The organism is Mycobacterium sp. PS03-16 (assembly GCF_004570325.1).
GTDB lineage: Bacteria > Actinomycetota > Actinomycetes > Mycobacteriales > Mycobacteriaceae > Mycobacterium.
Genome location: NZ_SPQO01000001.1, coordinates 1 through 24,045, shown reverse-complemented (window position 1 = coordinate 24,045; position 24,045 = coordinate 1). Strand labels below are relative to the sequence as shown.

The window sequence follows — 24,045 nt, the reverse complement described above, 5'->3', positions numbered from 1 at the left end:
CAAGCGTTACTCGGACTTGTCGAGTTCTGGGACGGCGAGCGGCAGTTCGCCGCCCGCGACGGTGCCCAATTCGCCGCCTCCGGCGACGGCGTCGACCGCGTGCTGGTCGAGTTCGAACAGTTCGCGCAGCGCCTCGGCGTAGGTGTCCCCGCCCGGCGCGCCGGCCAGCTGTTTGACCCGCACCGTGGGGGCGTGCAGGAGTTTGTCGACGACGCGGCGCACCGTCTTGGCGACCTCGTCGCGGTGCGCGGCCTCCAGGCCGGGCAACCGGTTGTCCAGGCGCAGCAACTCCGCCTCGACCACGTCGGCGGCCCGCTGCCGCAGCGCGGTGACGGTCGGGGTGACCTCGGCCATCCGCTGGCCGGCCAGGTACTCGGCAACCTCGGCGGCGACGATGCCGCGGGCGGCGTCGGCGTCGGTGGCCGCGGCGCGCGCCGAGGGCTCACGCAGGATGCGGTCCATGTCGATGACGTGGACGCCGGGCAGTCCGGTGATCGCCGGGTCGACGTCGCGCGGCATGCCCAGATCGCAGATCACCAGCTCGCGGTGTTCGGGGCGACCGGCCAGCCCGCGGTGCGCGTCGGCCAGCGTGACCACCGGACGCACCGCGCCGGTGGAGGAGATCACCACATCGGCGTCGGCCAGGGCGTGGGCGATGTCGTCGAGGGTGTGGGCGAAGGCGCTGACGCCCTGTTCGGTGAGGTTCGCGGCGAGCCGGCGGGCACGGGGCAGCGACCGGTTCACCACGTGCACCCGCTCGACGCCCGCGCGCAGCAGATGCTTGGCCGACAGTGCGCCCATCGACCCGGCGCCGATGACGACGGCCGACCGGCCGGCCAGCGACCCCAGTCGGTTCTCGGCGATGCCGAGCGCCACCGAGACCACCGAGGCGCCCGCGGCGTCGATGTCGGTCTCCGAGTGCACCCGTTTGCCGACCGACAGCGCCCGCTGCGACAGTTCGTGCAGGGTGCGACCGACGGTGCGGTTGGCTTCGGCCGACGCGTACGCGCGGCGCACCTGGCCGAGCACCTGCTGTTCGCCGATGACGGCGGAATCCAGACCGCTGGCGACGGCGAACAGATGCTCGACGGCCGCCTCGGCGTAGCGCACGTAGGCGTACTTCGTCAGATCGTTCAGCGACATGCCGCAGTGTTCGGCGAGCACCTGACCGATTACGGACAGGCCGCCGTGGAAGGCCTCGACGACCGCGTAGACCTCGACCCGGTTGCACGTGGACAGCACCATGGCCTCGGTCACCAGGGAGGACTGCAGCACGCGGTCGACGATCTTGGCCTGGTCGGACTCGTCGGTGCTCAACTGCTCGAGCACCGACACCGGGGCGCTGCGGTGCGAAACCCCGAACAAAAGCACGCTCATGGCTTCATCACCACGTCATCCACGGTAATCGTTCACGAGCGTGGCGACCAAATTTCACTTGGTCAGATTGGTCACGGTCGTGGCCGGTCATCGCGCCAGGTCGGCCACCAGCCGCGGCTCGTCGACCTCCCAGTAGCTGTGCTCGGCGCCGTCGAGCAGCACCACCGGCAGCCGGTCACCGTATTCGACGCGCAGCGCGCTGTGCCCGGCGGCGGCCGCGGCGTCGACGTCGGTGACCGCCAGCGTGAAGCCCCAGTCGCCGGCCAGTGCGGCCAGCTGCTGGGCCGCGCGGTCGCACAGGCTGCACCCGGCCCGCGTCAGCAACTCGACCGAACGTCCCGTCGCCCGCCCCGGCCCGTCGTGATCCACGCCGCCATTATGGCGGGTGGGTGTCTTAGGGTTAGGCCGTGTCCGAAACCGGGGGTACGCACGCCGAGCGGCAGCAGGTCGCCGGCGATGCCAGCGCCGAGGTCGCCGTCACCGAGCTGGAGCAGGAGCCCACGCCTGCCCCGCAGGCGCCGCCGCCCGACCTGACCGCCGCCGCGTTCTTCGACGTGGACAACACGCTGGTGCACGGCTCCTCGCTGGTGCACTTCGCCCGCGGGCTGGCCGCCCGTAAGTACTTCACCTATGGCGACGTGCTGGGTTTCGTGTACGCCCAGGCGAAGTTCCAGCTCACCGGCCGGGAGAACAGCGACGACGTGGCGGCAGGCCGGACCAAGGCGCTGTCGTTCATCGAGGGCCGCTCGACGGCGGATCTGGCGGCGCTCGGCGAGGAGATCTACGACGAGATCATCGCCGACAAGATCTGGCCGGGCACCCGCGCGCTGGCCCAGATGCACCTCGACGCCGGCCAGCAGGTGTGGCTGGTGACGGCCACCCCGTTCGAGCTGGCGAACACGATCGCCCGCCGGATGGGTCTGACCGGGGCGCTGGGCACCGTCGCCGAATCCGTGGACGGCATTTTCACCGGCCGGCTGGTCGGCGACATCCTGCACGGCACCGGCAAGGCGCACGCGGTGCGGTCGCTGGCCATCCGCGAGGGGTTGAACCTGCGCCGCTGCACCGCCTATTCGGACAGCTTCAACGACGTGCCGATGCTGTCGCTGGTCGGGACGGCGGTGGCGATCAACCCCGACGCCGCGCTGCGCAGCGTCGCCCGGGAACGCGGGTGGGAGATCCGCGACTTCCGCACCGCGCGCAAGGCGGCCCGTATCGGGGTGCCGTCCGCGGTGGCGCTGGGCGCGCTGGGCGGGGCGTTGGCGGCGGTGGTGTCGCGCCGGCAGGACGGGCGCTGAGCGGCGCGCTGATAGGCTCGCGCCGCCAAGCACGCCGACGCGGGGAGTGAGCGCAGTCATGGCCATCGCCGAAGACATCATCGGGACCCACTACCGGTATCCCGACTACTTCCAGGTCGACCGGGAGAAGATCCGCGAGTTCGCGCGGGCCGTCAAGGACGACCATCCCGCCCACCACACCGAGGAAGGCGCGAAGGAGTCCGGCCACGACGTGCTGATCGCGTCGCTGACGTTCCTGGCCGTCGCCGGCCGCAAGGTGCAGATGGAGATCTTCAATCAGTTCGATGTGCCGATCAACATGGAGCGGGTCCTGCACCGCGACCAGAAGATCACGTTTCACCGCCCGGTCCTGGCCGGGGACAAGCTGTTCTTCGACTCCTACCTGGACTCGGTGATCGAGGCGCACGGCACCGTCGTCACCGAGATCCGCGGCGAGGTCAGCGACGAGCACGGCGAACCCGTGCTGACCAGCGTCGTGACCGTGATCGGCGAGGCCGCGCACGAGAACGAGGCCGACGAGATCAGCGCCACCATCAAGGCGCGCCGCGACGAGGCGATCGCGCGGATGGTCGCCGGACAGAAGTAGCGCGGCGGTCCGGCGTCAGCCGAAGAACATGTTCCGCCGGCCGGCCAGCAACTGGTAGAGCGTCTGCTGGATGGTCTCGCGCACCTGGTCGGTGAGTTCGAACGTCACCATCGGGTCGTCGGCCGCGGTCTCGTCGTACTCCTCGGTGGGGATCGGCGCCCCGAACTGGATGTGCCACTTCGACGGCAGCGGCACCACCCCCAGTGGGCCGGCCAGCGGGAACAGCGGCGTCACCGGGAAGTACGGCAGCCCGAGCAACCGCGCGACGAGCTTGACGTCGGCCAGCATCGGATAGATCTCCTCCGACCCGACGATCGAGCACGGCACGATCGGGGCCTTGCTGCGCAGGGCCGCGGAGACGAACCCGCCCCGGCCGAACCGCTGCAGCTTGTAGCGGTCCTTGAACGGCTTGCCCAGCCCCTTGTAGCCCTCCGGGAACACCGCGGTGAGCTCGCCGGCGGCCAGCAGCCGGTGCGCATCGGAGGTGCAGGCCATGGTGTGGCCGGCCTTGCGGGCGGCCTGCCCGACCATCGGCATGTCGAACACCAGGTCGGCGGCCAGCAGCCGCAGGTCGCGGTGCGCCGGATGCTTGTCCTTGACCGCCACCGATGTCATCAGCCCGTCGAACGGCAGCACGCCGGCGTGGTTGGCCACCACCAGCGCCGCCCCCTCGGCGGGGAGGTTTTCAATACCGCTGACCTCGACCCGGAACCAGGAATTGAACAGCACCCGCAGCATCGGGAGGAACACCGCGTTGTTGAGGTGCGGGTCGAAGCCGAACTCGTCGACGGTGTAGTCGCCCGACATCCGCGCGCGGACGAATTCGGCCACGGCGGCGATGCGCCTGGCGAGTTCGGTGGGCGTCTCCTCGACCGGCGGCGCACCGGCCGGGCCGCCGCGGCGCTGGTCGATCTCGCGCACCACCGCGGCGATCTGCTCGGCGGAGGCGCGGCCGCCGGGATCCGACAGCAGGGACGGGTGCCGCCGCGCGCTGTCCGAGCGTTGGGCCGCCCGCCGCGCTGCGGCGTTACGCCCCGAATTCCCATGCAGCGGAATCACTTTGGCTTTGGACTCACCCGACACGAACTCTCACCCCACCGATCGTCAGTTGTCTCTAACGTCCCCACCGCTGGGCAGCCGCGACCGCGCGACCCTCCAGCGAGCGTACCCATCCTGGATCAACGATCGGCGTCAGTCCACGACCGCGCACGTAATCGTCAAAAGCCTCCGTAGTGGACCACTTTGGGCTATAACCGAGCACGTCACGCATCCGCGCCGTGTCCATCACCCGGCCGTAGCTCAGGTAGTTCAGCTGCTCGCGGTCGAGCTCTGTGTACCGGGTGGCGCGCCGCAGCGAATCCACCGCCGAGAGCGCCGATCGCGGCACCGGCAGCGCGATCCGCCCGGAGCGCCGGATCGCCTGACTCATCAAGATGATCCCCGCACCGCCGATGTTAAACGTGCCCGCCTTGCCGGCGACGGTCGCCCGCTCCAGCGCCCCCAGCGCGTCCTGTTCGTGCAGCAGCTGCAGCCGCGGATCGCGTCCCAGCACCGTGGGGACCACCGGCCCGGCCAGGTAGCGCGACAGCGCGGTGTCCATCGCCGGGCCGATCATGTTGGCCAGCCGCAGGATGGTGACCGCGATGTCGGGCCTGCGCCGACCGAGACCGCGGGCGTAACCCTCGATGTCGATGCTGTCGCGGGCGAAGCCCTCCCCCGGTGGCCTGCGGGCGTCGGAGTCCTCGGTGAACATCACCGGATCGTGCGGGCTGGACCCGTACACCTCCGACGTCGACTTGAGCACCACCCGGCGCACCGATGGCGCCTTCTGGCACGCGGCGAACAGCTGGATGGCCCCCATGACGTTGATCTCCTTCAACGTCGCCCGGCCGCCGGCCCGCGGCGCGTACGACGCCGCGGCGGCGTGCACCACGGTGTCGACACCGCCGTTGCGAATCACCTTCGCGATGAACGGATTCCGGATGTCGGCGCGGACGAACTCCGCCCGTCCCATCCGGCGCAGCAGATCCTTGCTCGGCGCGACCGCGTCGACCGCGATCACCTGCTCGATCGACGGGTTCTGCGCCAGCCGGGCGGTCAGGTACCCGCCGAGGAACCGGCACGCACCGGTGACCAGCACCACCTTCGGATGCTGGACGGCGTCACCAGAGGCGCTCGAGTCCACCACGTCAGCCTAATGCTCGCGGCTGTCAGCCACCCGCCGAGCAGCTGGGGGTTACTTACCGAGTTTTCTGCGCTGCACCCGCGTCCGACGAAGCAGTTTGCGGTGCTTCTTCTTCGACATGCGCTTACGCCGCTTCTTGATGACTGAACCCATGAACTCCGCTACCTACGTTTCCCTGTGTCCGTCCCGGGTGGGACTCGAGCCGTACCCGGTTCCCGGGTGTGACGTCTAACCCGGACACCTTACCCAAGGCAGGAACGTGAAGCGAAAACGTCCATCCGGTGACGCCGTCTCAGCCGGCGTCGAAGTACGAGCTCTCCAGCATGTCGTGAACGGCTTTGGCGTGCACCCGGAACGAGCGGCCCACCCGCACGGCGGGCAGTTCGCCGTTGTGCACCAGTCGGTAGACCGTCATCTTGCTGACCCTCATCAGGCTCGCCACTTCGGCGACCGTGAGGAATTGAGCTCGAGGCTGTTGGCCGTCGGAAGCGCCACTGTCCCGCTTACCGCCAGCCGAATCACGTGCCGATGGCCCGTTCATAGACGTCATCGCAACCCAATCCATCAGGCCCGGGCAGTCCCAGCGGCTTCCCCACCGCTGGCACCGACCCGTGCATACACGAGGAGAATAGCGTGGCAGGTGGGGTTACTGCGACGGGTGTGGGCTAATCAGTCCGAAATCGGCGAACTACTCGGATGTAATTCCGAGCTGCTCAGAGCGGCTTTTCGCGGCCTCGACGGCGTTGGCCACCGCCGCCCGCAGACCACCCCGCTCGAGTTCGCGCAGACCAGCCGCGGTGGTGCCGGCCGGTGAGGTAACCGTAGCGCGCAACTGTGCGGCGGTGGTGTCCATTGCGGTGCCCATCGCCGCATCGCCGGCCGGCTGGGCCTCGTCGAGCCGCTCCAGCAACATCGCCGCGGAGCCGGCCATCGTCTGCACCACCAGATCGGTGGCCACCGACCGGGACAGCCCGTTGGCGACGGCCGCGTCGACCAACGCCTCGACCATCAGGAAGAAGTACGCCGGCCCGGACCCCGAGACCGCGGTGACGGCGTCGAGCTGGTTCTCCGGCACCGTCAGCACCCCGCCGACCGCGTCGAAGATCGCCGAGACCTGCTTGAGGTGCTCGGGCGTCGCGAACCGGCCCGGGGCCAGTGCGCTGACGCCGCCGCCCACCACCACGGGGGCGTTGGGCATCGCGCGCACCACCGGAGCACCCGCGGGCAGCTTGTTCTCGTAGTAGGCGGTGGTGACGCCGGCCGCGACGGTGACGAAGACCTGTTCGGCGGTGTCGGTCTCGGCGTTGGCGGCGGCCTCGGCGATGTCGTCGATGACGTGCTCGACGTCGGCGGGCTTCACCGCGACGATGACGAAGTCGGCGTTGTCGGTGGCCTCCACCACCGAGGTGACCAGCACGGAGTGCTTGTCGGCGAGGAATTTCGCGCGCTCCGGGTGCTTCTCGGCGACCACCAGATCCTTGACCTGCCTGCCTGCCCGGAGCAGCCCGGACAGCAGTGCCTCACCCATACTTCCGCCACCGATGATCGCGATTCTGGCCATGGGCCAAAGCATGGCACGTCCGGCCCGGGCCGACTCATCCGGCGCGGCGCCGGGCTCACCCGGCCGGGGGCACCATCGCCAGCTGGCGGCTCTGCACGACGATGCGGCCCTCGCAGTCGACGACGACGTGGTCCTCGTCGAACCACTGCTGGCCGATCTGGGTGGTGGTGCAGATGACCCGCAGCCAGCCGTCGGCCGGACGGGCCCGCAGATAGGCCGTCAGCTGCACGGTGGGCGCCCAGCCGAACCGGTTCACCCCGAACGTCACCGGAGCCGACACATCGCCGCACAGGAGGGCGAAGAGGACGTCCGGCGCGGCGCCGCGGGGCCGCACCCAGTACTCGATCACCGGTGGACCGCCGTCGGAGCGCGGCCGCATCGTGGTCAGCGAGGGACGAATGTCACACCCGTGGGCGAGGTGGACGATGTCGGCCATGTGATGCCCCGGCCCGATCGGCTCCAGCCCCGGCGGCGGCTCCGGCGTCATCAGCGGCACCACGGGGTTGGCCGACAGCAGCGGCGGCGCCTCGTGCTCGGGTTCGGCGAGCGTCACCGCGACCCGCACGGCTGTCCGGTCGCCCTGGTTGAGCTCCACGTCGATCAGGCTGACCCGGCGGCCCCGTTTGCGCACCGTGGTGACGACCTCCATGGGTCCCGGGTCCGGCGCCCACAGGAAGTTGCCCGAGATCGCGATGGGCTCGACACCGCTGTGCGGATCTCCCGAGCCGCCGTGTTCGGTGCGGGCCGCGTTCGCGCACAGCGCGAGCATCGCCCCGCCGTGCACTTTCGGCCCGATGGTCCAGTGCTCGTTGAGCACCCCGGCGTAGACGCCGTCACCGCGGGCTTCGAGCGCCATCGCGTCGGTGAACAGGATCGATCCGGACATGGGACTCCTTCGTGTCCTCGGCGCGTCTCAGCGCAGCAGGTGCGCGCGGGCGAACTGCAGCGACTCGCGCAGCAGCGCCTCGCGTTCGCCGGCCGTGCGGGCGCCCGACGTGGTCACCTCGAGGATCACATGGCCGGCGAAGTCGCTCGCAGCCAGCATCTCGCACACCTCGACGGTCGGCTGGGTGCCGCGGCCCGGCACCAGGTGCTCGTCGGCCGACGCGCCGCTGCCGTCGCACAGGTGCAGGTGCACCAGGCCGTCTCCCATCCGCCGCGCCATGTCGAGCGCATCGGTGCCCGCGGTCGCGGTATGGGACAGATCCAGCGTGTAGTGCGCGTGGTTGCCGTCCAGCGGGTCATACGACGGCGCGAACGCCGAGATGCCCGGCCCGGGCCGGCCCCCGCGTTTGCGCATCCGCTCGATCGAGGTCTGCCCGGCGCCGAAGAACCGGTCCGCGCGGAACGGGAACATGTTCTCGACCGCGACCAGCACGTCGCTGCCGGCCTCGAGTTCGGCGACCTGTTCGGTGAAGCCCTCGGCGTAGCGCCGCTGCCACCGGAACGGCGGGTGCACGACGACGGTCTGCGCGCCCAGCTGTTCGGCCGCCCGGACGCTGCGGTCGAGTTTGGTGATCGGGTTGGCACCCCAGACCCGCTGCGAGATCAGCAGGCACGGCGCGTGCACGGACAGCACCGGCACCCCGTAGCGCTCGGACAGCTTGGCCACCGCATCGACGTCCTGGCTGACCGCCTCGGCCCACACCATCAGCTCGACCCCGTCGTAGCCGAGGCGGGCGGCGTACTCGAAAGCGGCCTCGGTCCTCAGCGGATAGACCGAGGCCGTCGACAGACCGACCTTGATGGCGGGGCGCACCGGGCGGCTAGCCCGACTGCAACAGCGCCAGCGGCCCGAGGGTGACCAGTGCCCCGACGGCCACGGCGATCAGCGTGCTGCCGATGTCCTCGGTCTTGCGCACCACCCGCACCCCGACCACCAGGCCGAGGATGACCAACACCGACAGCACCAGCGCGACGATGTTGTTCCACTTCCACAGCTGGTCGAAGGCGATGAACAGACCCGCGCCGAACGCGACCGCGATCACGCACTGGCCGACGATCCACGCGCCGCGCAGGAACGCCGACCCGCGGCCGTCGGCCGCGGCGGACGCGCGGTCCTCCCGCTCGGCATCCGCATCCAGGGCCGGGTCGAGGTCTCGGTCGAGGTCGTCGGCATCGGCGGTGTCGAGGTCGTCGGCCGTGGTGTCACCGCGGCGGGCGAGGTCGTCGGCGACGGTCTGCCCGCCGAACAGCGGTCCGGCGGTCGAGCGCAGATAGGACGGCAGCTCGTCGTCGTCGGTGTCGGAGCGCTCCAGCGTCGCGGGCTCGTCGAGTTCGTCGGCCGAGTCGTCGAGGAGCGGATCGGGGCTCATCTCCTCGGCGCCGCGGTCACCGTCGTCGTCCTTCGGTGCCCGCGGCCGGCGCGGGGCCGGCGTGAAGTCCAGCGGCTCGGGGTCCGACGCGCGCGCCTCGAGGTGGGCGGCGTAGTCGGCCTCGGCGGCGTCGGCGCGGTCGGCCTCGTCGGCGAGCTCGGCCTCGGCGGACTCCGGCGCCTCGGCGGTGTCAGCGCTGTCGGCGGGCGGCTCGGCCACCGCGTCGGCGGTGTCGGGCGCCTCGGCGGTGTCGACGGCCTCGTCGGGGGCGTCGGTGTGCTCTGGCTCGGGGGCCGCGGCGGGCTCGGCGGTCGCCGTCGGGGCCGAACCGTTGACCGGGATGCGGCCCGTCTCGTCGTCGGCATGGGCGTCGCGCGGGCGGTCGGTGACGATGGGGATCTCACCGGTGAGTTCGGCGACGGTCACGGCGTCGCTGTTACCGCGCCGCCTGCGGCGCCTGCCGCCGACGGGCGGCGCGCCGATGGTGCCGTTCTTGGCGAGCAACTCGGCCACCGAGATGGGCCGGGTGTTGCTGGAGCTGTTGTCTGGTTCTGTCATCGTGTGCTGCCTTTCGGCCGGAGAACCTCTCGTCCAGCATCTCGCGTGGGCGTCTGCATCGCGGTGAGATCGTCCGCGCCGCCGACGAACGGACTCCCGTCGGCCTCACTGTCGAGTTTGCGCAGAATCAATCCCTCCCGCAACGCCCACGGACAGATGTCCACGGACTCGATTCCGAGCGCCCGCATACTGGCCTCGGCCACCAGGGCCCCGGCCACGATCTGCGGCGCGCGATCGGCACTCACCCCTTCCAATTCCGCTCGGTCGGCCGCGGTCATCCTAGAGATGAACGCGATGAGCTGCCGCAACCCGGTGGCCGTCAGGGTCCGCTTCACCCGCGGTCCGGCACCCGACGGCGCCGCGCCGGTCAGCCGGGCCAGGCTGCGGAAGGTCTTCGACGTCGCGACCGTGAGGTCCGGGCTGCCCGCGTCGAGGACCTCGGCGCTGGCCTCGGACAGTTCGGTGGCCAGCCAGTCGCGCAGCATCGCCACCCGGCGCCGGCCCGGCGGGTCGTCGGGCAGCCACTCGCGGGTGAGCCGGCCCGCCCCCAGCGGGAGCGACAGCGCGACGTCGGGTTCCTCGTCGACGCCGCTGGACAGTTCCAGGGAGCCGCCGCCGATGTCGATGTTGATGATGCGGCCCGCACTCCAGCCGTACCAGCGGCGGACCGCCAGGAACGTCAGCCGGGATTCGTTGACACCGCTGAGCACCCGCAGCCGCACGCCGGTCTCGGCGAGCACCCGGGCCAGCACATCCTCGGAGTTCGTGGCGTCGCGGACCGCCGATGTGGCGAACGCCATCATCTCCGCGCAGCCCGAACTCGCGGCGATCTTGGCGAATTCGTCGACGGTGTCGATCAACCGGTCGGCGCCCTTGCGGGTCAGCTTGCCGGAGTCGTCGATCGCCTCGGCCAGCCGCAGCGAGGCCTTCGTCGAACTCATCGGGGTCGGGTGACCGCCACGCCGCGCATCGACCACCAGCAGGTGGACGGTATTGCTGCCCACGTCGAGCACACCCAGTCGCACACCTCCAACCTAGCCCGTCCCCCCTGCTCAGCCGCGCGCCGACACCCCTTCGCCATCAGCCGCGGGGTGGGTGCGTCGCGGAGTAGCGTGGATTCCCGTGACTGAGACGGCGTTCCGCGCTGGCGTCAAGCGCGACCCCGACCATCCCGGGGAGGTCGAACCGGACTTCGCCCGGGAGTGGGTCGAGTTCTTCGACCCCGACAATCCCGAGCACCTGATCGCCGCGGACATGACCTGGTTGCTGTCGCGGTGGACGTGCGTGTTCGGCACGCCGGCCTGTCAGGGCACGGTCGAGGGCAGGCCCGATGACGGTTGCTGTTCGCACGGGGCGTTCCTGTCCGACGACGACGATCGCGCCCGCCTCGACGACGCGGTCAGCCAGCTCACCGACGACGACTGGCAGTTCCGCGACAAGGGCCTGGGCAAGAAGGGCTACCTGGAGATGGACGAGTACGACGACAAGCCGAACCTGCGGACGCGCAAGTACAAGGGCGCGTGCATCTTCCTCAACCGGCCCGGTTTCAAGGCGGGCATCGGCTGCGCACTGCACAGCAAGGCGCTCAAGATCGGCGTCGAACCGCTCACGATGAAGCCGGACGTGTGCTGGCAGCTGCCGATCCGCCGCAGCCAGGAGTGGGTGACGCGGCCCGACGGCACCGAGATCCTCAAGACCTGGATCACCGAGTACGACCGCCGCGGGTGGGGTGAGGGCGGCGCCGACCTGCACTGGTACTGCACCGGCGACCCGGCCGCGCACGTCGGCGCGCGGCCGGTCTACGAGTCGTACGGCCCTGAGCTGACCGAGCTGCTCGGCGAGAAGGCCTACGCCGAGCTCGCGGCGATGTGCAAGCGGCGCAGCGGCCTCGGGCTGATCGCGGTGCATCCGGCGACGCGGGCCGCGCAGTGACCGCGCCGGACGCCCGAGCGCTGTTCCTGTTCAAGCTCGTCCCGCCGCGGGCCGATTTCGCGCAGACCATGACCCCGGACGAGCAGCAGGCGATGGCCGGGCACCAGGACTACTGGCGCGACCTGCTCGAGCGCGGCCAGGTGGTGGTCTACGGTCCGGTCGCCGACCCGGAGGGCGTGTGGGGCCTGGGTGTGCTGCGCGCCGCCGACCGGGCCGAGGTGCTCGAGATCGGCCGCCGCGACCCGTCGGTGCTGGCCGGGGTGAACACGTTCGAGGTGTTCGAGATTCTCGGCGGCACAACGGGTTAGCGCCGCGTCAGGCGTCGGCGCCCACCGGCGCGATGAACCGCGGCGCGGCGGTGCGGCGCAGCGCCGGCGCCACCGGGCGGCCCTCGAGCAGCCCGTCGACGGAGCCGGCGTCGATCGCCCGGCGGTACACCGGCAGTGCGCCGCGCACCGCGGCGACCGTGTGGTCGATGTCGGCGGCGCCGTGCGCGGCGGAGGTGACGAACGACTGGCCGAGCACGCCGCGGCGCAACAGCTCCTGCAGGAACAGCGTGCGGTAGGCCTGCGACGGCGCACCGCCGGCGTCGCGGGTGATGAACACCAGGCACGACGGGCGGCCGATCACCTGCAGGTGGTCGGCGAGGCCGAACTCTGCGGCCGCGGCGCTCACCCCGGCGGCGAGCCGCCGGCCGGCCTCCTCCATCCGGCCCACCGGATCCTCGGTGCGGTACGCCTCGACCACCGCGAGATAGGCGGCGAGCGAGGCGGTTTCGGGCCCGTGCGTGGTGGACAGCAGGAACACCCGGTCGCCCTCGGTGCGCAGACCGCCCAGCTCCATGTACTCGCGCCGGCCGGCCAGCGCCGAGAGCGGGAACCCGTTGGCCATCGCCTTACCCCAGCACGACAGGTCCGGCCGGACGCCGTACACCGCCTGGGCACCGCCCGTCGCCCAGCGGAACCCGGTGATCATCTCGTCGAACACCAGCAGCGTGCCGTGCCGGTCGCACAGCGCGCGCACACCTTCGAGGAAGCCGGGCTGCGGTTCGGCGGTGGCGGTCGCCGCCTCGAGGATCACGCAGGCGACGTCCCCGGCCGCCAGCGCCGCGGCCACCGATTCGAGGTCGTTGTAGCCGAACCGCACGGTGGACTCGACATGGGCGGTGGGGATGCCGGTGTTCATCGGTGTGGTGCCGATGAACCAGTCGTCGGTGGAGAAGAACGGCTGCCCGCACACCGCGACCTTGACCCGGCCGGTGACCGCACGGGCCAACCGGACCGCCGCCGTGGTGGCGTCGGAGCCGTTCTTGGCGAATTTCACCATGTCGGCACCGGGCACCAGGTCGAGGAACGCCTCGGCAGCCGACACCTCGAGCACTGTGGGCCTGCTGAAGTTCACGCCGTCGGCGATGGTGCGGCACACCGCGTCGACCACCGGCCGGTAACCGTGTCCCAGCGTCACCGACCGCAGCCCCATGCCGTACTCGACGTAGGAGTTGCCGTCGGCGTCCCAGACGCGGCAGCCCGCGCCGCGCGTCAGCACCGGTGTCATGTGCTCGGGATACTGGTCCGAACCGCGGGCGTAGGTGTGCGCACCGCCGGGCACCAGCTGGTGCAGCCGGTCCTGCAGGGCCGCTGAACGGTCGAATGACATCGTGCGTCAACTCCTCTCGGGCCGCGGCTCGGCGAAGCGGTCATCGCTGACCCATCGGCCGGCCAGCTCCGGCAGCTGTGCGGTCACCTCGGGCAGCAGGTCGGGCAGCGTGAGCACCACGGCGTCGGGATCCTCGCCGACCAGCTCCTGCGGGGAGATGATCGGGATGTCGGTGCCCGGCATCCGCCTGCCGTGCTTGGCCTCCGACGCGTCGGCCACCGCGCCCAGGTGCTCGCGGCTGAGCCCGGCGCGCGCGAACAGCGCCACCGCTCGCGACGCCGCCCCGTAGGCGTACACCCGCCGTCCGGCCAGCATCTGGTCTTCGAGCCATTCGCGCAGCGCGAACGCATGCCGGTCGGCGCGCAGTTGCAGGGCGCCGACGGTGTCCGGATTCGTCAATGCGGCGTCCGCGGACAACAGGCGCTGCACCACCGCGTCCGATTCGGTTGCGCCGCTCGCGGCGTGCACGGCGGCCACCAGCACCGTGCCGCCGTACAGGTCGAACGTCCACGCGGTCAGCGCGCGCATCCCCGCGCCGGCCAGCAGACCGATCAGCGCGGGCATCGAGTAATAGGCGAAGTGGCCGTGGCGCAACGCGTTCCACTGTCCCTGCCCGACGATCGCCGACAGCGAGTGGTACTGCAGCAGCAGCACACCGCCGGGTGCGGTCGCCGTGGCCCGCTGCGCGAACGCCGCGCGCTGATCGGGGTCGTGCATGATGCCGAAGCTGTCGAGGACGACGTCGGCCGGGCCGTCGGTCGGGGTGAAGCCCCGCTCGGTGAGCAGCGGCACCCAGGTGCCGCCGTGCGGGCTGCCGAACTCGCGGACCGTCGCCCCGGTCAGCAACCCGGCCGCCGCGACCCGCGCGACGGCCTGGGCCGCCTGATCGCGCAGTGCCTGCGGTTCCACCCCGCGCGGCTCGTCGGTGACCGTGTCGTCGTCGGCCAGCTGGGCGAGCCCGCACAGCAGGCACAGATCCATGGCCAGTGGATGCGCCGCCTCGTCGCCACCGACCGGGGTGTCCGCGGGCGGGAAGTGGTCGGCGGCGGGCACGGTCCCCAGGTCGAGAACACGGCGCAGCGTGCGTTCGCCACAGCCGCGGCAGCGACTCCCGGTCATGGCAGCATGGCCCTGTGCGCATCGAACCTGCCCGGCTGTCCGGCGTCGCGGTGCTGGTGCCGCAGCCCCACCACGACGCTCGCGGACTGTTCACCCGGACGTTCGACGCCGACGTGTTCGACGACTGGTCGGGCGCGCCGGGTACGGCGGCCGGCTTCGTGCAGGATTCGCAGTCGCGGTCGTCGCGCGGCGTGATCCGCGGGATGCACGGTCGCGGCGGCCGCGGCGAGGCCAAGCTGGTGCGTTGCGCGCACGGCGCCGTGCACGACGTCCTGGTCGACGCCCGCCCATCGTCCCCCACGTTCGGCATGCAGGAGTCGTTCCTGCTCGACGACAACGAGTTCCGGCACCTGTACGTACCACCCGGCTTCCTGCACGGCTTCCAGGCGCTGACCGGGACCGCCGACGTGTGCTACCGCATCAACCGCCCGCACGACCCCGCCGAGGACCTCGCGGTGCACCACGCCGACCCCTATCTGGCGATCGCGTGGCCGCTGCCGGTGGGCGTGGTCTCCGCGCGCGACGCCGCCGCGGGCAGCTGGGCCGACCTGGTCACACAGCTGCACTGACACGTCGCATGGTGTCGTCGACGGCGCCGCGCTCGCGCAGCTCCTGCAGCCGCGCCAACCGGGTGAAGGTCTTCTCGAAATCGCTGCGCTGCAACGGGTGTGCGGTGTAGGCGGTGAACAGTTCGGCGGCCCCGTCGGCGATCGTCCAGGCCACCTCGAAACCCAGTTCCGCGCGCGCCCGCCGGAAGTCGACCCGGTAGGACCGCGGGTCAGCGCCGGTCTCCCCGGTGATCAGCAGCGACGAGCCGGGGACCGCGGCCACCACCTCCTCGGCGATCTGCGCGACGGTGACGTTGTTGACCTCGCCGCCGACGTTGTAGGCGCGGCAGGCGATCACGTCTTTTCGCGCGGACAGGCAGCGCAGGAACGCGTCGGCGATGTCGAGCGCGTGCACCAGCGGCCGCCACGGTGTCCCGTCCGAGAGCACCCGCACCACCCCGGTCAGCACGGCGTGGCCGACCAGGTTGTTGAGCACGATGTCGGCGCGCAACCGGGGCGAGAACCCGAACGCAGTGGCGTTGCGCAGGAATACCGGCGTGAAGTCGTCGTCGGCCAGCGCGGCGACGTCGTCCTCCACCCGGACCTTGCTGATCGCGTACGGCGTCAGTGGGCGCAGCGGCGCGTCCTCCGCCACCAGCCCGTCACCGGCCGAGCCGTACACCGAACACGTCGAGGCGTACAGGAACCGGTGCACGCCCGCCTCTTTGGCCAGCCGGGCCAGCCGCACCGACGCCCAGTGGTTGATGTCGTAGGTGATCTGCGGTTCCAGCGCTCCGAGCGGATCGTTGGACAGCGCGGCCAGGTGGATCACCGCGTCGAAGCCGCGCAACTGCTCGACCGTGACGTCGCGCAGGTCGGTGTCGAGGCCTGGCGGGTCGGTCGGGGCGTCGCCCAGCACGCAGTCGCGGAAGTAGCCGTTGTCCAGGCCGACGACGTCGTGGCCCGCCGCGCGCAGGACCGGCACCATCACGGTGCCGAGGTAGCCCTGGTGGCCGGTGACCAGAACCCGTTGTGTCGTGGCGGTCGTCATGCCGTCCTTCCGAAGTCGATGACGAGTTTGTCCACCACGAACGCCTCGGCGTGGCGGGCCCGGCACTGCACACCGCGCAGCCGGGACAGTCCCAGGAAGGACATCTCGTCGAACCAGTCCCGCGCGACCTGCGAGGGATAGTGCTTGTGCAGCAGCCGCACCTTCTCCTCCGCGGTGGCGGTGTCCAGCGGCTGGAACGCGTTGACGCGGGGGGTGTCGGTCTCCCACTTGAGGATCTCGTAGCCCAGGATCAGGTGGCCGCGGAACTCGGTGGGCACCAGTTCGGCCAGCGTGCGGTGGTCCTGATGGGCGTCGTCGCGCTGGGTGCAGAACACCAGATCCGGTTCGCAGGACGCGCGGAAGCCGGCCAGCGCGTGTTTGACCCGCTCCCAGCGGGCGGGCAGCCGGCCGTCGGGGAAGTCGTACACGGTGACCGCGAGGTCGGCGCCCGGGCAGAACGCGGCCAGCGCGGCGCGCTCCTCGGCCTCCCGGTCGGTACCGGATCCGCTCAGCACCAGCGCGTGCACCCGCAGCCCCGGGTTCGCCCGGGTCAGGGTGAGCAGCGTGCCGCCCATCCCGATCGCGATGTCGTCGCAATGCGCTCCCAGGACCGCGATCTCACGGATGCGGCCCGCGTCGAACCCGATCACGATGTCGCGGCGACCGGTTCCTTGGCGTGCTCCCAGAGCATCCACGGGCGGTCTCCGCGCTGATACCCGGATTCCAGGTCGGCGCGTTCCTTGAAGGTGTCGGCGGGTTTCCAGAAGCCGAGATGCTTGTGCCCGTAGAGCTTTCCTTCGGCGGCGAGCGCCCCGCACACATCCTCGACGAGATCGCAGTTCTCGGTCAGCAGGTCGAGCACCTCGGCTGACTTCAGCACGAAGTAGCCGCCGTTCTCCCAGATCGGCAGCCGCGCCACCGGCGTGATGCCGGTGATCTCCCCGCCGTCGGTGATGTCGACGCAGTGGAACGACGACTGCGGCGGCACGATCAGCATCGAGGCGCCCGCCCCGGAGGCCTTCACCTCGTCGATGATCGTGTCCAGCGGGGCGTCGGTGAGCACGTCGGCGTAGTTGGCCAGGAAGTACTCCTCGTCGTCGAGGAAGTGCCGGACGCGACGCAGGCGCTCGCCGATCGGCGATTCGGGCCCGGTGTCGACGAAGGTGATCGACCAGTCGCTGATGTCGGAGTGCAACAGCTCGACCTGGCCGTCGCGGATCACGAAGTCGTTGGACACCGACTCCTGATAGGTCAGGAAGAAGTCTTTGATGTGGTTGGCGCCGTAGCCCAGGCACAGGATGAAGTCCTTGTGGCCGAAGTGGGCGTAGTAACGCATGACGTGCCAGATCAGCGGCCGCGGCCCGATCATCTGCATCGGCTTGGGGATGGTGTCGTCGGCGGCGTTGCGCATGCGCATGCCGTATCCGCCGCAGAACAGCACGACCTTCATGGGGTGACGACCTTTCCTGGTTCGAGGATCTGCAGGGCGGGCAGCGGGATGACCAGCTCCGCTCCCCATTCGGCGGTGTGGGCGAGTTGTTCGGTGATCTCCACCGCGAGGTTCCACGGCAGCACCACGATGACGTCGGGGCGGTCCTTGTCGAGCCGCTCGACCGGGTGGATCGGGATGCGGGTGCCGGGGGTGAACCGGCCGTGCTTGTACGGGTTGCGGTCGACGGTGTACTCGAGCAGGTCCGCGCGGATGCCGCAGTAGTTGAGAAGCGTGTTGCCCTTACCGGGCGCGCCGTAGCCGACCACCCGCTTCCTCGCGGCGCGGCAGTCGAGCAGGTAGCGCAGCAGGTCGTGGCGGAACTGTTCGACGCGCGGCCGCAGCGTCACGTAGCCGGTGACGTCGTGCAGGCCGGCGCGCTCCTCGGCGGCCAGCACGTCGGCCACCCGCGGGCCCGGCTCCATGACCCCGGCCGGACGCGCCCACAGCCGAATCGAGCCGCCGTGGGTGGGGATGGTCTCGACGTCGACGACGGTCAGCCCGGCCGTGGCCAGCGCCCTGATGGCCGACAGCACCGTGTAGTACTGGAAGTGCTCGTGGTAGATCGTGTCGAACTGGGCGGATTCCACCAGGTGCAGCGCGTGGTGCACCTCGATCGACAGCCAGCCGTCGTCGGCCATCAGCGTGCGCAGGGCCGCGGTGAACCCGAGCAGGTCGGGGATGTGCGCGTAGACGTTGTTGGCCACCACGAGGTCGGCCGCCCCGTGCTCTTCGCGTACCGCGGTGGCGGTCGCGGTGTCCAGGAACGCGGTCGTCGTCGGCACGCCGCGCGCGACGGCCGCGGCACCGACGTTCACCGACGGCTCGATGCCCAGGCACCGGACGCCGGCATCGAGCACGTGCTGCAGTAGGTACCCGTCGTTGCTGGCGACTTCGATGACAAACGACTTTTCGTCCAGCGACAGGCGCTCGACGCTGTTGGTGACGAAGCGACGGGCGTGGTCGACCCAGGAGTCGGAGTACGACGAGAAGTACGCGTACTCGGTGAAGGTGTCCTCCGGCGTGATCAGCGCGGGGATCTGCAGCAGCAGGCAGTCCGCACATAGCCGCAGGTGAAGCGGGTACGTGACTTCCGGCGCGTCGAGCGACGACTCGGCGAGGAAGTTCTCGCACGGCGGCGTCGCGCCGAGATCCAGGACGCTGATCAGACGATCAGAGGCACACAGGCGGCACAGCACGGATGGGCTCTCGCTTCCCCCGAGGTTTTCGGACGGGCCTCAACCGAACGGCCCGGGGGGAGCATAACAGCATCGAGCTAACCACGCGATAGTTGCTGAAATTGCCGATCGACGACACGTTCCAGCGTGACGGGGCAGGTGGCCCCTCCGGCGGTCAGCCCTCGAGCTTGTAACCCAGACCGCGCACGGTGACCAGGTGCACCGGGTTGGCCGGATCGGATTCGATCTTGGAGCGCAGTCGCTTGACGTGGACGTCGAGCGTCTTGGTGTCGCCGACGTAGTCCGCACCCCACACGCGGTCGATGAGCTGCCCGCGGGTGAGCACCCGGCCGCTGTTGCGCATCAGGTACTCGAGGAGGTCGAACTCCTTGAGCGGCAACGTGATCGATTCACCGTTGACGCTCACCACGTGCCGCTCGACGTCCATCCGGACCGGGCCGGCCTCCAAGACGCCGTCGTCGATGCCGGCGTCGTCGGTGTCCGACCCGCGACGCAGCACCGCCCGGATCCGGGCGATGAGTTCGCGCGCCGAGTAGGGCTTGGTGACGTAGTCGTCGGCGCCGAGTTCCAGGCCGACCACCTTGTCGATCTCGCTGTCGCGGGCGGTGACCATGATCACCGGCACGCTGGAGCGGGCGCGCAGTTGCTTGCACACGTCCGTGCCACTCATTCCGGGCAGCATCAGATCCAACAGCACGATGTCGGCGCCGGAGCGGTCGAATTCGGCCAGCGCCGAGGGGCCGTCGGCCACCACGGTGGCCTCGAAGCCCTCCTTGCGCAGCAGGAAGGCCAGGGGATCGGCCAAGGACTCCTCGTCCTCCACGATCAGCACGCTGGTCATCGTTCTTGCCAGTCCTCTCGGTCGCTGGGTTCCTGCCGGGGGTTCCGGTGGCAGGGGTAGGCCGGAATCGACAGGGTGAAGGTCGACCCGGTGCCCGGCTGACTCCACAGCCGGATGGCTCCGTTGTGATTGGCGGCGACGTGCTTGACGATCGCCAGGCCGAGGCCGGTGCCGCCGGTGGCGCGCGAGCGGGCCTTGTCGACGCGGAAGAACCGCTCGAAGACGCGTTCCTGATCGGCCTTCTCGATGCCGATTCCGCGGTCGGTCACCGAGATCTCGATGTGGTCGCCGCGGCGCCGCCGGCTCACCGACACCGGGGTGCCCTTCGGGGAGTAGGCGATCGCATTGGAGATCAGGTTCGCCACCGCGGTCACCAGCAGGGGCTGGTCGCCGAGGACCTGGAAGCCCGTCGGGGCGTCGGTGGTGATCGCGATGTCGGCGTTGTCGGCGGCCACCTTGTGCCGCGACAACGCCTCGGACACCACGGTGTCGACGTCGACGGCGCCGAGGTCGGGCAGCCGTTCGGCGCCCTGCAGCCGCGACAGCTCGATCAGTTCCCCGACCATGTTGGCGAGCCGGTGGTTCTCGGCGACCATCTTCTCGGCGAAGTGCACGACCGTCTCGGCGTCGTCCGCCGAGGCCAGCAGCGCTTCGGCCAGCACGCCCATCGCACCGACCGGGGTCTTGAGCTCGTGGCTGACGTTGGCCACGAAGTCGCGGCGGGTGGCCTCCATCCGCGCGTACTCGGACTGGTCGTCGGCGTACACGACCGCGAAGCGGTGATCCTCGGCGGTCAGCCGCCGCACGGTGCCGCGCACCGACAGCCCCGACCGGCCGGGCCTTGCGACCTTGCGCGGCGACAGGTCGACGTCGTAGTCCTCGCCGTCGACCAGCGTGCGCTGCGCGGCCTCCCAGGCCCGTTCGTCGAGCTGACGCTCCTTGACCAGGCCGAGTTCCACCGCGCGTGGGTTGCTGTAGACCACGTCACGGAAGTTGTCGACGACCACGATCCCGACCGGCGAGGCGTTCAGGACGTAAGACAGCATCTGCGACACGGTGATGCCGGCCGTCTCGGTGGCCCGGCGCTGCCTGCGCTTGATCACCCGGGGCGTGACGAGCACGCCCACCCCCACGCCGACCGCCAGCGCGAGTAGGGCCACGACTGCTGTCATCAGCAGCGCGGAAACCACACTCACGCGAAAATCGTACGCACCCGGTGAACGTCATCCCAGCAGCGTGCGGCCAAAACGAGACAAGTCACAGATCGAAATGCAGGAGTTCTGCCGCAGTTCACCGGGCGTTTGCCTCAGGCGCTACTTCGCGCCCTGCGAGGCCACCGCGGCCGCACCGGCGGCGGCGGCCTCGGGGTCGAGATAGGTGCCGCCGACCACGGTGGGCTTCAGATCGGAGTCCAGGTCGTAGCGCAGCGGGATGCCGGTCGGGATGTTCAGCCCGACCACGTCCTCGTCGGACATACCGTCGAGGTACTTCACCAGCGCGCGCAGTGAGTTCCCGTGGGCGGCGATCAGCACCGTCTTACCTGCGCGCAGGTCGGGCACGATGGTCTGCTCGAAGTACGGCACGAAGCGGGCGACCACGTCGGCGAGGCATTCGGTCAGCGGTCCGCCGTCGATGTCGGCGTAGCGGGGATCGCTGTCCTGACTGAACTCGCTGCCCTTCTCGATCTCCGGCGGCGGGGTGTCGTAGCTGCGGCGCCACGCCATGAACTGTTCCTCGCCGTACTTCTCCTTGGTCTCGGCCTTGTTCAGGCCCTGCAGCGCCCCGTAGTGGCGTTCGTTGAGCCGCCAGTCGCGGTGCACGGGGATCCAGTGCCGGTCGGCCTTGTCCAGCGCGATGTTCGCGGTGGTGATGGCCCGGCGCAGTAGCGAGGTGTAGAGCACGTCGGGCAGCCGGTCCAGCTCGGCCATCAGCTCACCGGCGCGGGCCGCCTCGGCGCGCCCCTTGTCGGTCAGGTCGACGTCGACCCACCCGGTGAACAGGTTGAGCGCGTTCCATTCACTCTCGCCGTGACGGAGCAGGATCAGCGTGGAATCTCCCATGCCCAGAATCCTCTCACGGACCCGGTCAGGGGGTTGAGCCGTTGCGGCGCGCCCGGGACGGACCGTCGCCGTCGTCGCCGTCCTCGTCGATCAGATGCCGGAACGCGCGCAGGTTCTTGAGCGACTCGCCGCGCGAGACCCGCCACTCCCATTCCTTCTGGATCGACGATTTGAAGCCGAGTTCGAGCAGCGTGTTGAAGTCGGCGTCGACCGCCTCGAGCACCTGCCCGAGGATCCGGTCGACCTCGTCGGGGGTCACCGAGTGCAGCGCCATGCGGCCGACCAGGTAGATGTCGCCGACGTTGTCGAGTGTGTAGGCCATCCCGTACAGGCGGCGGTTGCGTTTGAGCAGGAACCGGTAGACGCCTTCGTGGTTCTCGTCGGGCTGGCGGCACACGAACGCCTCGATGCGCACGGAGTGTTCACCGATCGACAGGATCGTGTTGGTCTTCAGGCGCCGTTCCCCGGGCAGCGCGACCACGATGCCGGGTAGGCCGCCGTGCGCGCCCTCGTGCATCGCGTACTCGAGGCCGTGTTCGGTGATCGTGTCGAGAATGGTCTGCTGCACGGTCTCATCGGACCGCTGACCGGTCATGCCCGCACCCCCCGTCGTCGCGAGAACCGCCGCCCGGCGCGGCGACCGGTGGGGGCGTCGCGACGCGGATGCCGGGTGCGGTAGTCACCGATCGCGGTGCCGTAACTGGCCAGCAGCGCGTCCACGGTGTGGTCCCAGGAGAACCCCGCCGCGTGCTCGACGGCGGCCCGGCGCATCGGCCCCGGGTCGCGCGCGAGCACCGCGTCGAGCGTGTGCGCCCAGTCCCCCACGTCGTGACCGTCGACCAGCGCGCCGGTCACCCCGTCGCGCACCGCCACCGGCAGTCCGCCGACGGCCGCGGCCACCACCGGGGTGCCGCACGCCTGCGCCTCGACCGCCACCAGGCCGAACGATTCGGAGTAGCTCGGCACCGCGACCACGTCGGCGGCCCGGTACACGGTGACCAGGTTCTCGCGGGACTGCGGCGGCAGGAACGTCACCCGGTCCGCGATGCCCAGGTCGTCGGCCAGCGCCACCAGGGTGTCGGGGGCGGCCAGCCCGCTCCCCGACGGACCGCCGGCCACCACGACCCGCACGCCGGGCAATTTGGCCGCCGCGCGCAGCAGGATGTCGGGCGCCTTGAGGGGTTGGATGCGGCCGACGAACGCGACCACGGTTTCGTGCGGATCGAGCCCGAGGGCGGCCCTCGCCGCGGCGCGGTCGCCGGGGGTGAAGGTCTCGAGGTCGACACCGGGGTGCACGACGTCGATGCGGGACCGGTCGGCGTGGTGCAGCGACACCAGCTGCTGGGCCTCGTGTTCGGTGTTGACGATCAACCGGTCGGCCTCGTCGACCACCTGCTGTTCGCCGACGGCGCGCAGCGGCGGTTCGGGTGCGTCACCCTCGGCCAGCGCGGCGTTCTTGACCGCCGCCAGCGTGTGGGCGGTGTGCACCAGCGGCACCGCCCAGCGGTCGCGGGCCAGCCAGCCGACCTGGCCGGACAGCCAGTAGTGGCTGTGCACGATGTCGTAGTAGCCGGCTTCGTGGGTGGCCTCGGCGCGCAGCACACCCGCGGTGAACGCGCACAGCTGGGTGGGCAGGTCGTACTTGTCGAGGCCCTCGAACGGCCCGGCGACGACGTTGCGCACCAGCACGCCCGGCGCCACCCGCACCACCGGCGGATCGGCCGACGAGGTGGCGCGGGTGAAGATCTCCACCTCGACGCCGCGGCGCGCCAGGTGCAGCGCACTCTGCAGCACGTAGACGTTCATCCCGCCGGCGTCGCCGGTGCCGGGCTGGGCCAGCGGTGACGTGTGCACCGACAACACGGCTACGCGCTGAGGCGGCCGACCGAGCGGGTCCGTTGCTGGGCGCACACACTCATGTCTACACCTCCGTCATGGGCGCAGCGCGCGCCGCATGGCCCCGATCGGGTCGGCGTAGAGGGCGGCCAGCGACACCACCCCGGCGCCGGCCTCCTGCACCCGGTTGCCGAACGACGTCAGCCGCAGGTCGCGCGGCGGCAGGACCGAGCGGCCCGCGAACGCCGACGCCACGGTCGGCATGGCCTCCGGGTAGCCGGTGAAGGCCTGTCCGCCGAGCACGAGATCGTCGGGGTTGAGGATGTCGCGCAGCAGCGCAACGGTCTCGCCGAGCACGCGGGCCCGTTCGTCGAGCAGCGCCCGCGCGCGCGGGTCGCCGTGGCGCGGGGCCCGCGCTTCACGCTGGTGCTGGG

General features: G+C 70.6%; 27 protein-coding genes and 1 pseudogene. 5 read left to right on the top strand and 23 right to left on the bottom strand.

The window, feature by feature from the left end:
* Nucleotides 1-6: 6 nt before the first annotated feature.
* Together E4P42_RS00140 and E4P42_RS00135 are read right to left on the bottom strand one after the other, a co-directional pair.
* Nucleotides 7-1,377 (bottom strand): glutamyl-tRNA reductase, encoded by a 1,371-nt coding sequence (locus tag E4P42_RS00140; RefSeq protein ID WP_135122330.1) that lies wholly within the window; start codon nt 1,375-1,377, stop codon nt 7-9.
* Between the two features lie 87 nt (nt 1,378-1,464).
* Complete coding sequence (locus tag E4P42_RS00135; RefSeq protein WP_135122329.1) at nt 1,465-1,746, bottom strand: glutaredoxin family protein; 282 nt, start codon at nt 1,744-1,746, stop codon at nt 1,465-1,467.
* A 38-nt stretch (nt 1,747-1,784) separates the two neighbouring features.
* On the opposite strand from E4P42_RS00135, the gene E4P42_RS00130 reads away from it, so the two are divergent.
* Together E4P42_RS00130 and E4P42_RS00125 are read left to right on the top strand one after the other, a co-directional pair.
* A complete protein-coding gene (locus tag E4P42_RS00130; RefSeq protein WP_135122328.1) occupies nt 1,785-2,675 on the top strand; it encodes an HAD family phosphatase in 891 nt (296 codons plus the stop codon).
* Between the two features lie 58 nt (nt 2,676-2,733).
* Nucleotides 2,734-3,261, top strand: a complete 528-nt coding sequence (locus E4P42_RS00125; RefSeq protein WP_135122327.1) for a MaoC family dehydratase N-terminal domain-containing protein — start codon at nt 2,734-2,736, stop codon at nt 3,259-3,261.
* 15 nt (nt 3,262-3,276) lie between these two features.
* On the opposite strand, the gene E4P42_RS00120 is transcribed toward E4P42_RS00125, so the two are convergent.
* The 9 genes from E4P42_RS00120 to E4P42_RS00080 form a co-directional block, all read right to left on the bottom strand.
* On the bottom strand, nt 3,277-4,344 hold the full coding sequence (locus E4P42_RS00120) for a lysophospholipid acyltransferase family protein (protein WP_135122326.1): 1,068 nt from the start codon (nt 4,342-4,344) through the stop codon (nt 3,277-3,279).
* A 31-nt stretch (nt 4,345-4,375) separates the two neighbouring features.
* Complete coding sequence (locus E4P42_RS00115) at nt 4,376-5,449, bottom strand: SDR family oxidoreductase (RefSeq protein ID WP_167759292.1); 1,074 nt, start codon at nt 5,447-5,449, stop codon at nt 4,376-4,378.
* Between the two features lie 48 nt (nt 5,450-5,497).
* Nucleotides 5,498-5,599 (bottom strand): 30S ribosomal protein bS22, encoded by a 102-nt coding sequence (locus tag E4P42_RS00110; protein WP_003402602.1) that lies wholly within the window; start codon nt 5,597-5,599, stop codon nt 5,498-5,500.
* A gap of 139 nt (nt 5,600-5,738) precedes the next feature.
* Entirely contained in the window at nt 5,739-5,996 is a 258-nt protein-coding gene (locus tag E4P42_RS00105; RefSeq protein ID WP_135122325.1) for a helix-turn-helix domain-containing protein, read from the bottom strand.
* Between the two features lie 138 nt (nt 5,997-6,134).
* On the bottom strand, nt 6,135-7,007 hold the full coding sequence (gene proC / locus E4P42_RS00100; RefSeq protein ID WP_135122324.1) for a pyrroline-5-carboxylate reductase: 873 nt from the start codon (nt 7,005-7,007) through the stop codon (nt 6,135-6,137).
* A gap of 55 nt (nt 7,008-7,062) precedes the next feature.
* Entirely contained in the window at nt 7,063-7,893 is an 831-nt protein-coding gene (locus E4P42_RS00095; RefSeq protein ID WP_135122323.1) for a thioesterase family protein, read from the bottom strand.
* A gap of 27 nt (nt 7,894-7,920) precedes the next feature.
* Nucleotides 7,921-8,766, bottom strand: a complete 846-nt coding sequence (locus E4P42_RS00090) for a sugar phosphate isomerase/epimerase (protein WP_135122322.1) — start codon at nt 8,764-8,766, stop codon at nt 7,921-7,923.
* 7 nt (nt 8,767-8,773) lie between these two features.
* Nucleotides 8,774-9,880: a hypothetical protein gene (locus E4P42_RS00085; RefSeq protein ID WP_135122321.1), complete on the bottom strand. Its 1,107-nt coding sequence runs from the start codon at nt 9,878-9,880 to the stop codon at nt 8,774-8,776.
* On the bottom strand, nt 9,877-10,905 hold the full coding sequence (locus tag E4P42_RS00080; protein WP_135122320.1) for a Ppx/GppA phosphatase family protein: 1,029 nt from the start codon (nt 10,903-10,905) through the stop codon (nt 9,877-9,879). The genes E4P42_RS00085 and E4P42_RS00080 overlap by 4 nt, the downstream gene beginning before the upstream one ends.
* Nucleotides 10,906-11,002: 97 nt before the next feature.
* Between E4P42_RS00080 and E4P42_RS00075 the strand changes: the two genes are divergently transcribed.
* Nucleotides 11,003-11,812: a hypothetical protein gene (locus E4P42_RS00075; protein ID WP_135122319.1), complete on the top strand. Its 810-nt coding sequence runs from the start codon at nt 11,003-11,005 to the stop codon at nt 11,810-11,812.
* Between the two features lie 20 nt (nt 11,813-11,832).
* Complete coding sequence (locus E4P42_RS00070; RefSeq protein ID WP_135122576.1) at nt 11,833-12,120, top strand: YciI family protein; 288 nt, start codon at nt 11,833-11,835, stop codon at nt 12,118-12,120.
* 7 nt (nt 12,121-12,127) lie between these two features.
* Here E4P42_RS00070 and E4P42_RS00065 read toward each other — a convergent pair whose 3' ends face one another.
* The gene (locus E4P42_RS00065; protein ID WP_135122318.1) at nt 12,128-13,468 is read right to left on the bottom strand and encodes a glutamate-1-semialdehyde 2,1-aminomutase; all 1,341 of its coding nucleotides are present in this window, start codon (nt 13,466-13,468) and stop codon (nt 12,128-12,130) included.
* A gap of 6 nt (nt 13,469-13,474) precedes the next feature.
* Complete coding sequence (locus E4P42_RS00060; protein ID WP_135122317.1) at nt 13,475-14,587, bottom strand: methyltransferase domain-containing protein; 1,113 nt, start codon at nt 14,585-14,587, stop codon at nt 13,475-13,477.
* Between the two features lie 14 nt (nt 14,588-14,601).
* Here E4P42_RS00060 and E4P42_RS00055 point away from each other — a divergent pair, with 14 nt between their 5' ends.
* Nucleotides 14,602-15,156 carry a dTDP-4-dehydrorhamnose 3,5-epimerase family protein gene (locus E4P42_RS00055; RefSeq protein ID WP_135122316.1) on the top strand — a complete coding sequence of 185 codons (555 nt, stop codon included), beginning with the start codon at nt 14,602-14,604 and terminating at the stop codon, nt 15,154-15,156.
* Here the strand turns inward: E4P42_RS00055 and E4P42_RS00050 are convergent.
* The 10 genes and pseudogenes from E4P42_RS00050 to E4P42_RS00005 all read right to left on the bottom strand — a co-directional run.
* Entirely contained in the window at nt 15,140-16,186 is a 1,047-nt protein-coding gene (locus E4P42_RS00050) for an NAD(P)-dependent oxidoreductase (RefSeq protein WP_135122315.1), read from the bottom strand. The genes E4P42_RS00055 and E4P42_RS00050 overlap by 17 nt on opposite strands.
* Complete coding sequence (locus E4P42_RS00045; RefSeq protein ID WP_371286967.1) at nt 16,183-16,872, bottom strand: PIG-L deacetylase family protein; 690 nt, start codon at nt 16,870-16,872, stop codon at nt 16,183-16,185. Before E4P42_RS00045 ends, E4P42_RS00050 begins: the two co-directional genes overlap by 4 nt.
* A complete protein-coding gene (locus tag E4P42_RS00040) occupies nt 16,833-17,636 on the bottom strand; it encodes a glucose-1-phosphate cytidylyltransferase (RefSeq protein ID WP_135122314.1) in 804 nt (267 codons plus the stop codon). Before E4P42_RS00040 ends, E4P42_RS00045 begins: the two co-directional genes overlap by 40 nt.
* Entirely contained in the window at nt 17,633-18,874 is a 1,242-nt protein-coding gene (locus E4P42_RS00035; RefSeq protein WP_135122313.1) for a class I SAM-dependent methyltransferase, read from the bottom strand. The genes E4P42_RS00040 and E4P42_RS00035 overlap by 4 nt, the downstream gene beginning before the upstream one ends.
* Before the next feature lie 154 nt (nt 18,875-19,028).
* Nucleotides 19,029-19,715 (bottom strand): two-component sensory transduction protein RegX, encoded by a 687-nt coding sequence (regX, locus tag E4P42_RS00030; protein WP_135122312.1) that lies wholly within the window; start codon nt 19,713-19,715, stop codon nt 19,029-19,031.
* Nucleotides 19,712-20,911 (bottom strand): cell wall metabolism sensor histidine kinase WalK, encoded by a 1,200-nt coding sequence (locus E4P42_RS00025; protein ID WP_135122311.1) that lies wholly within the window; start codon nt 20,909-20,911, stop codon nt 19,712-19,714. Before E4P42_RS00025 ends, regX begins: the two co-directional genes overlap by 4 nt.
* Before the next feature lie 117 nt (nt 20,912-21,028).
* On the bottom strand, nt 21,029-21,775 hold the full coding sequence (locus E4P42_RS00020; RefSeq protein WP_135122310.1) for a phosphoglyceromutase: 747 nt from the start codon (nt 21,773-21,775) through the stop codon (nt 21,029-21,031).
* A 25-nt stretch (nt 21,776-21,800) separates the two neighbouring features.
* A complete protein-coding gene (locus tag E4P42_RS00015; RefSeq protein WP_135122309.1) occupies nt 21,801-22,370 on the bottom strand; it encodes a YbjN domain-containing protein in 570 nt (189 codons plus the stop codon).
* A complete protein-coding gene (mshA, locus tag E4P42_RS00010) occupies nt 22,367-23,686 on the bottom strand; it encodes a D-inositol-3-phosphate glycosyltransferase (RefSeq protein ID WP_135122308.1) in 1,320 nt (439 codons plus the stop codon). Before mshA ends, E4P42_RS00015 begins: the two co-directional genes overlap by 4 nt.
* 21 nt (nt 23,687-23,707) lie before the next feature.
* Nucleotides 23,708-24,045 (bottom strand): annotated as a pseudogene (locus tag E4P42_RS00005) (ROK family protein); the annotation flags it as partial.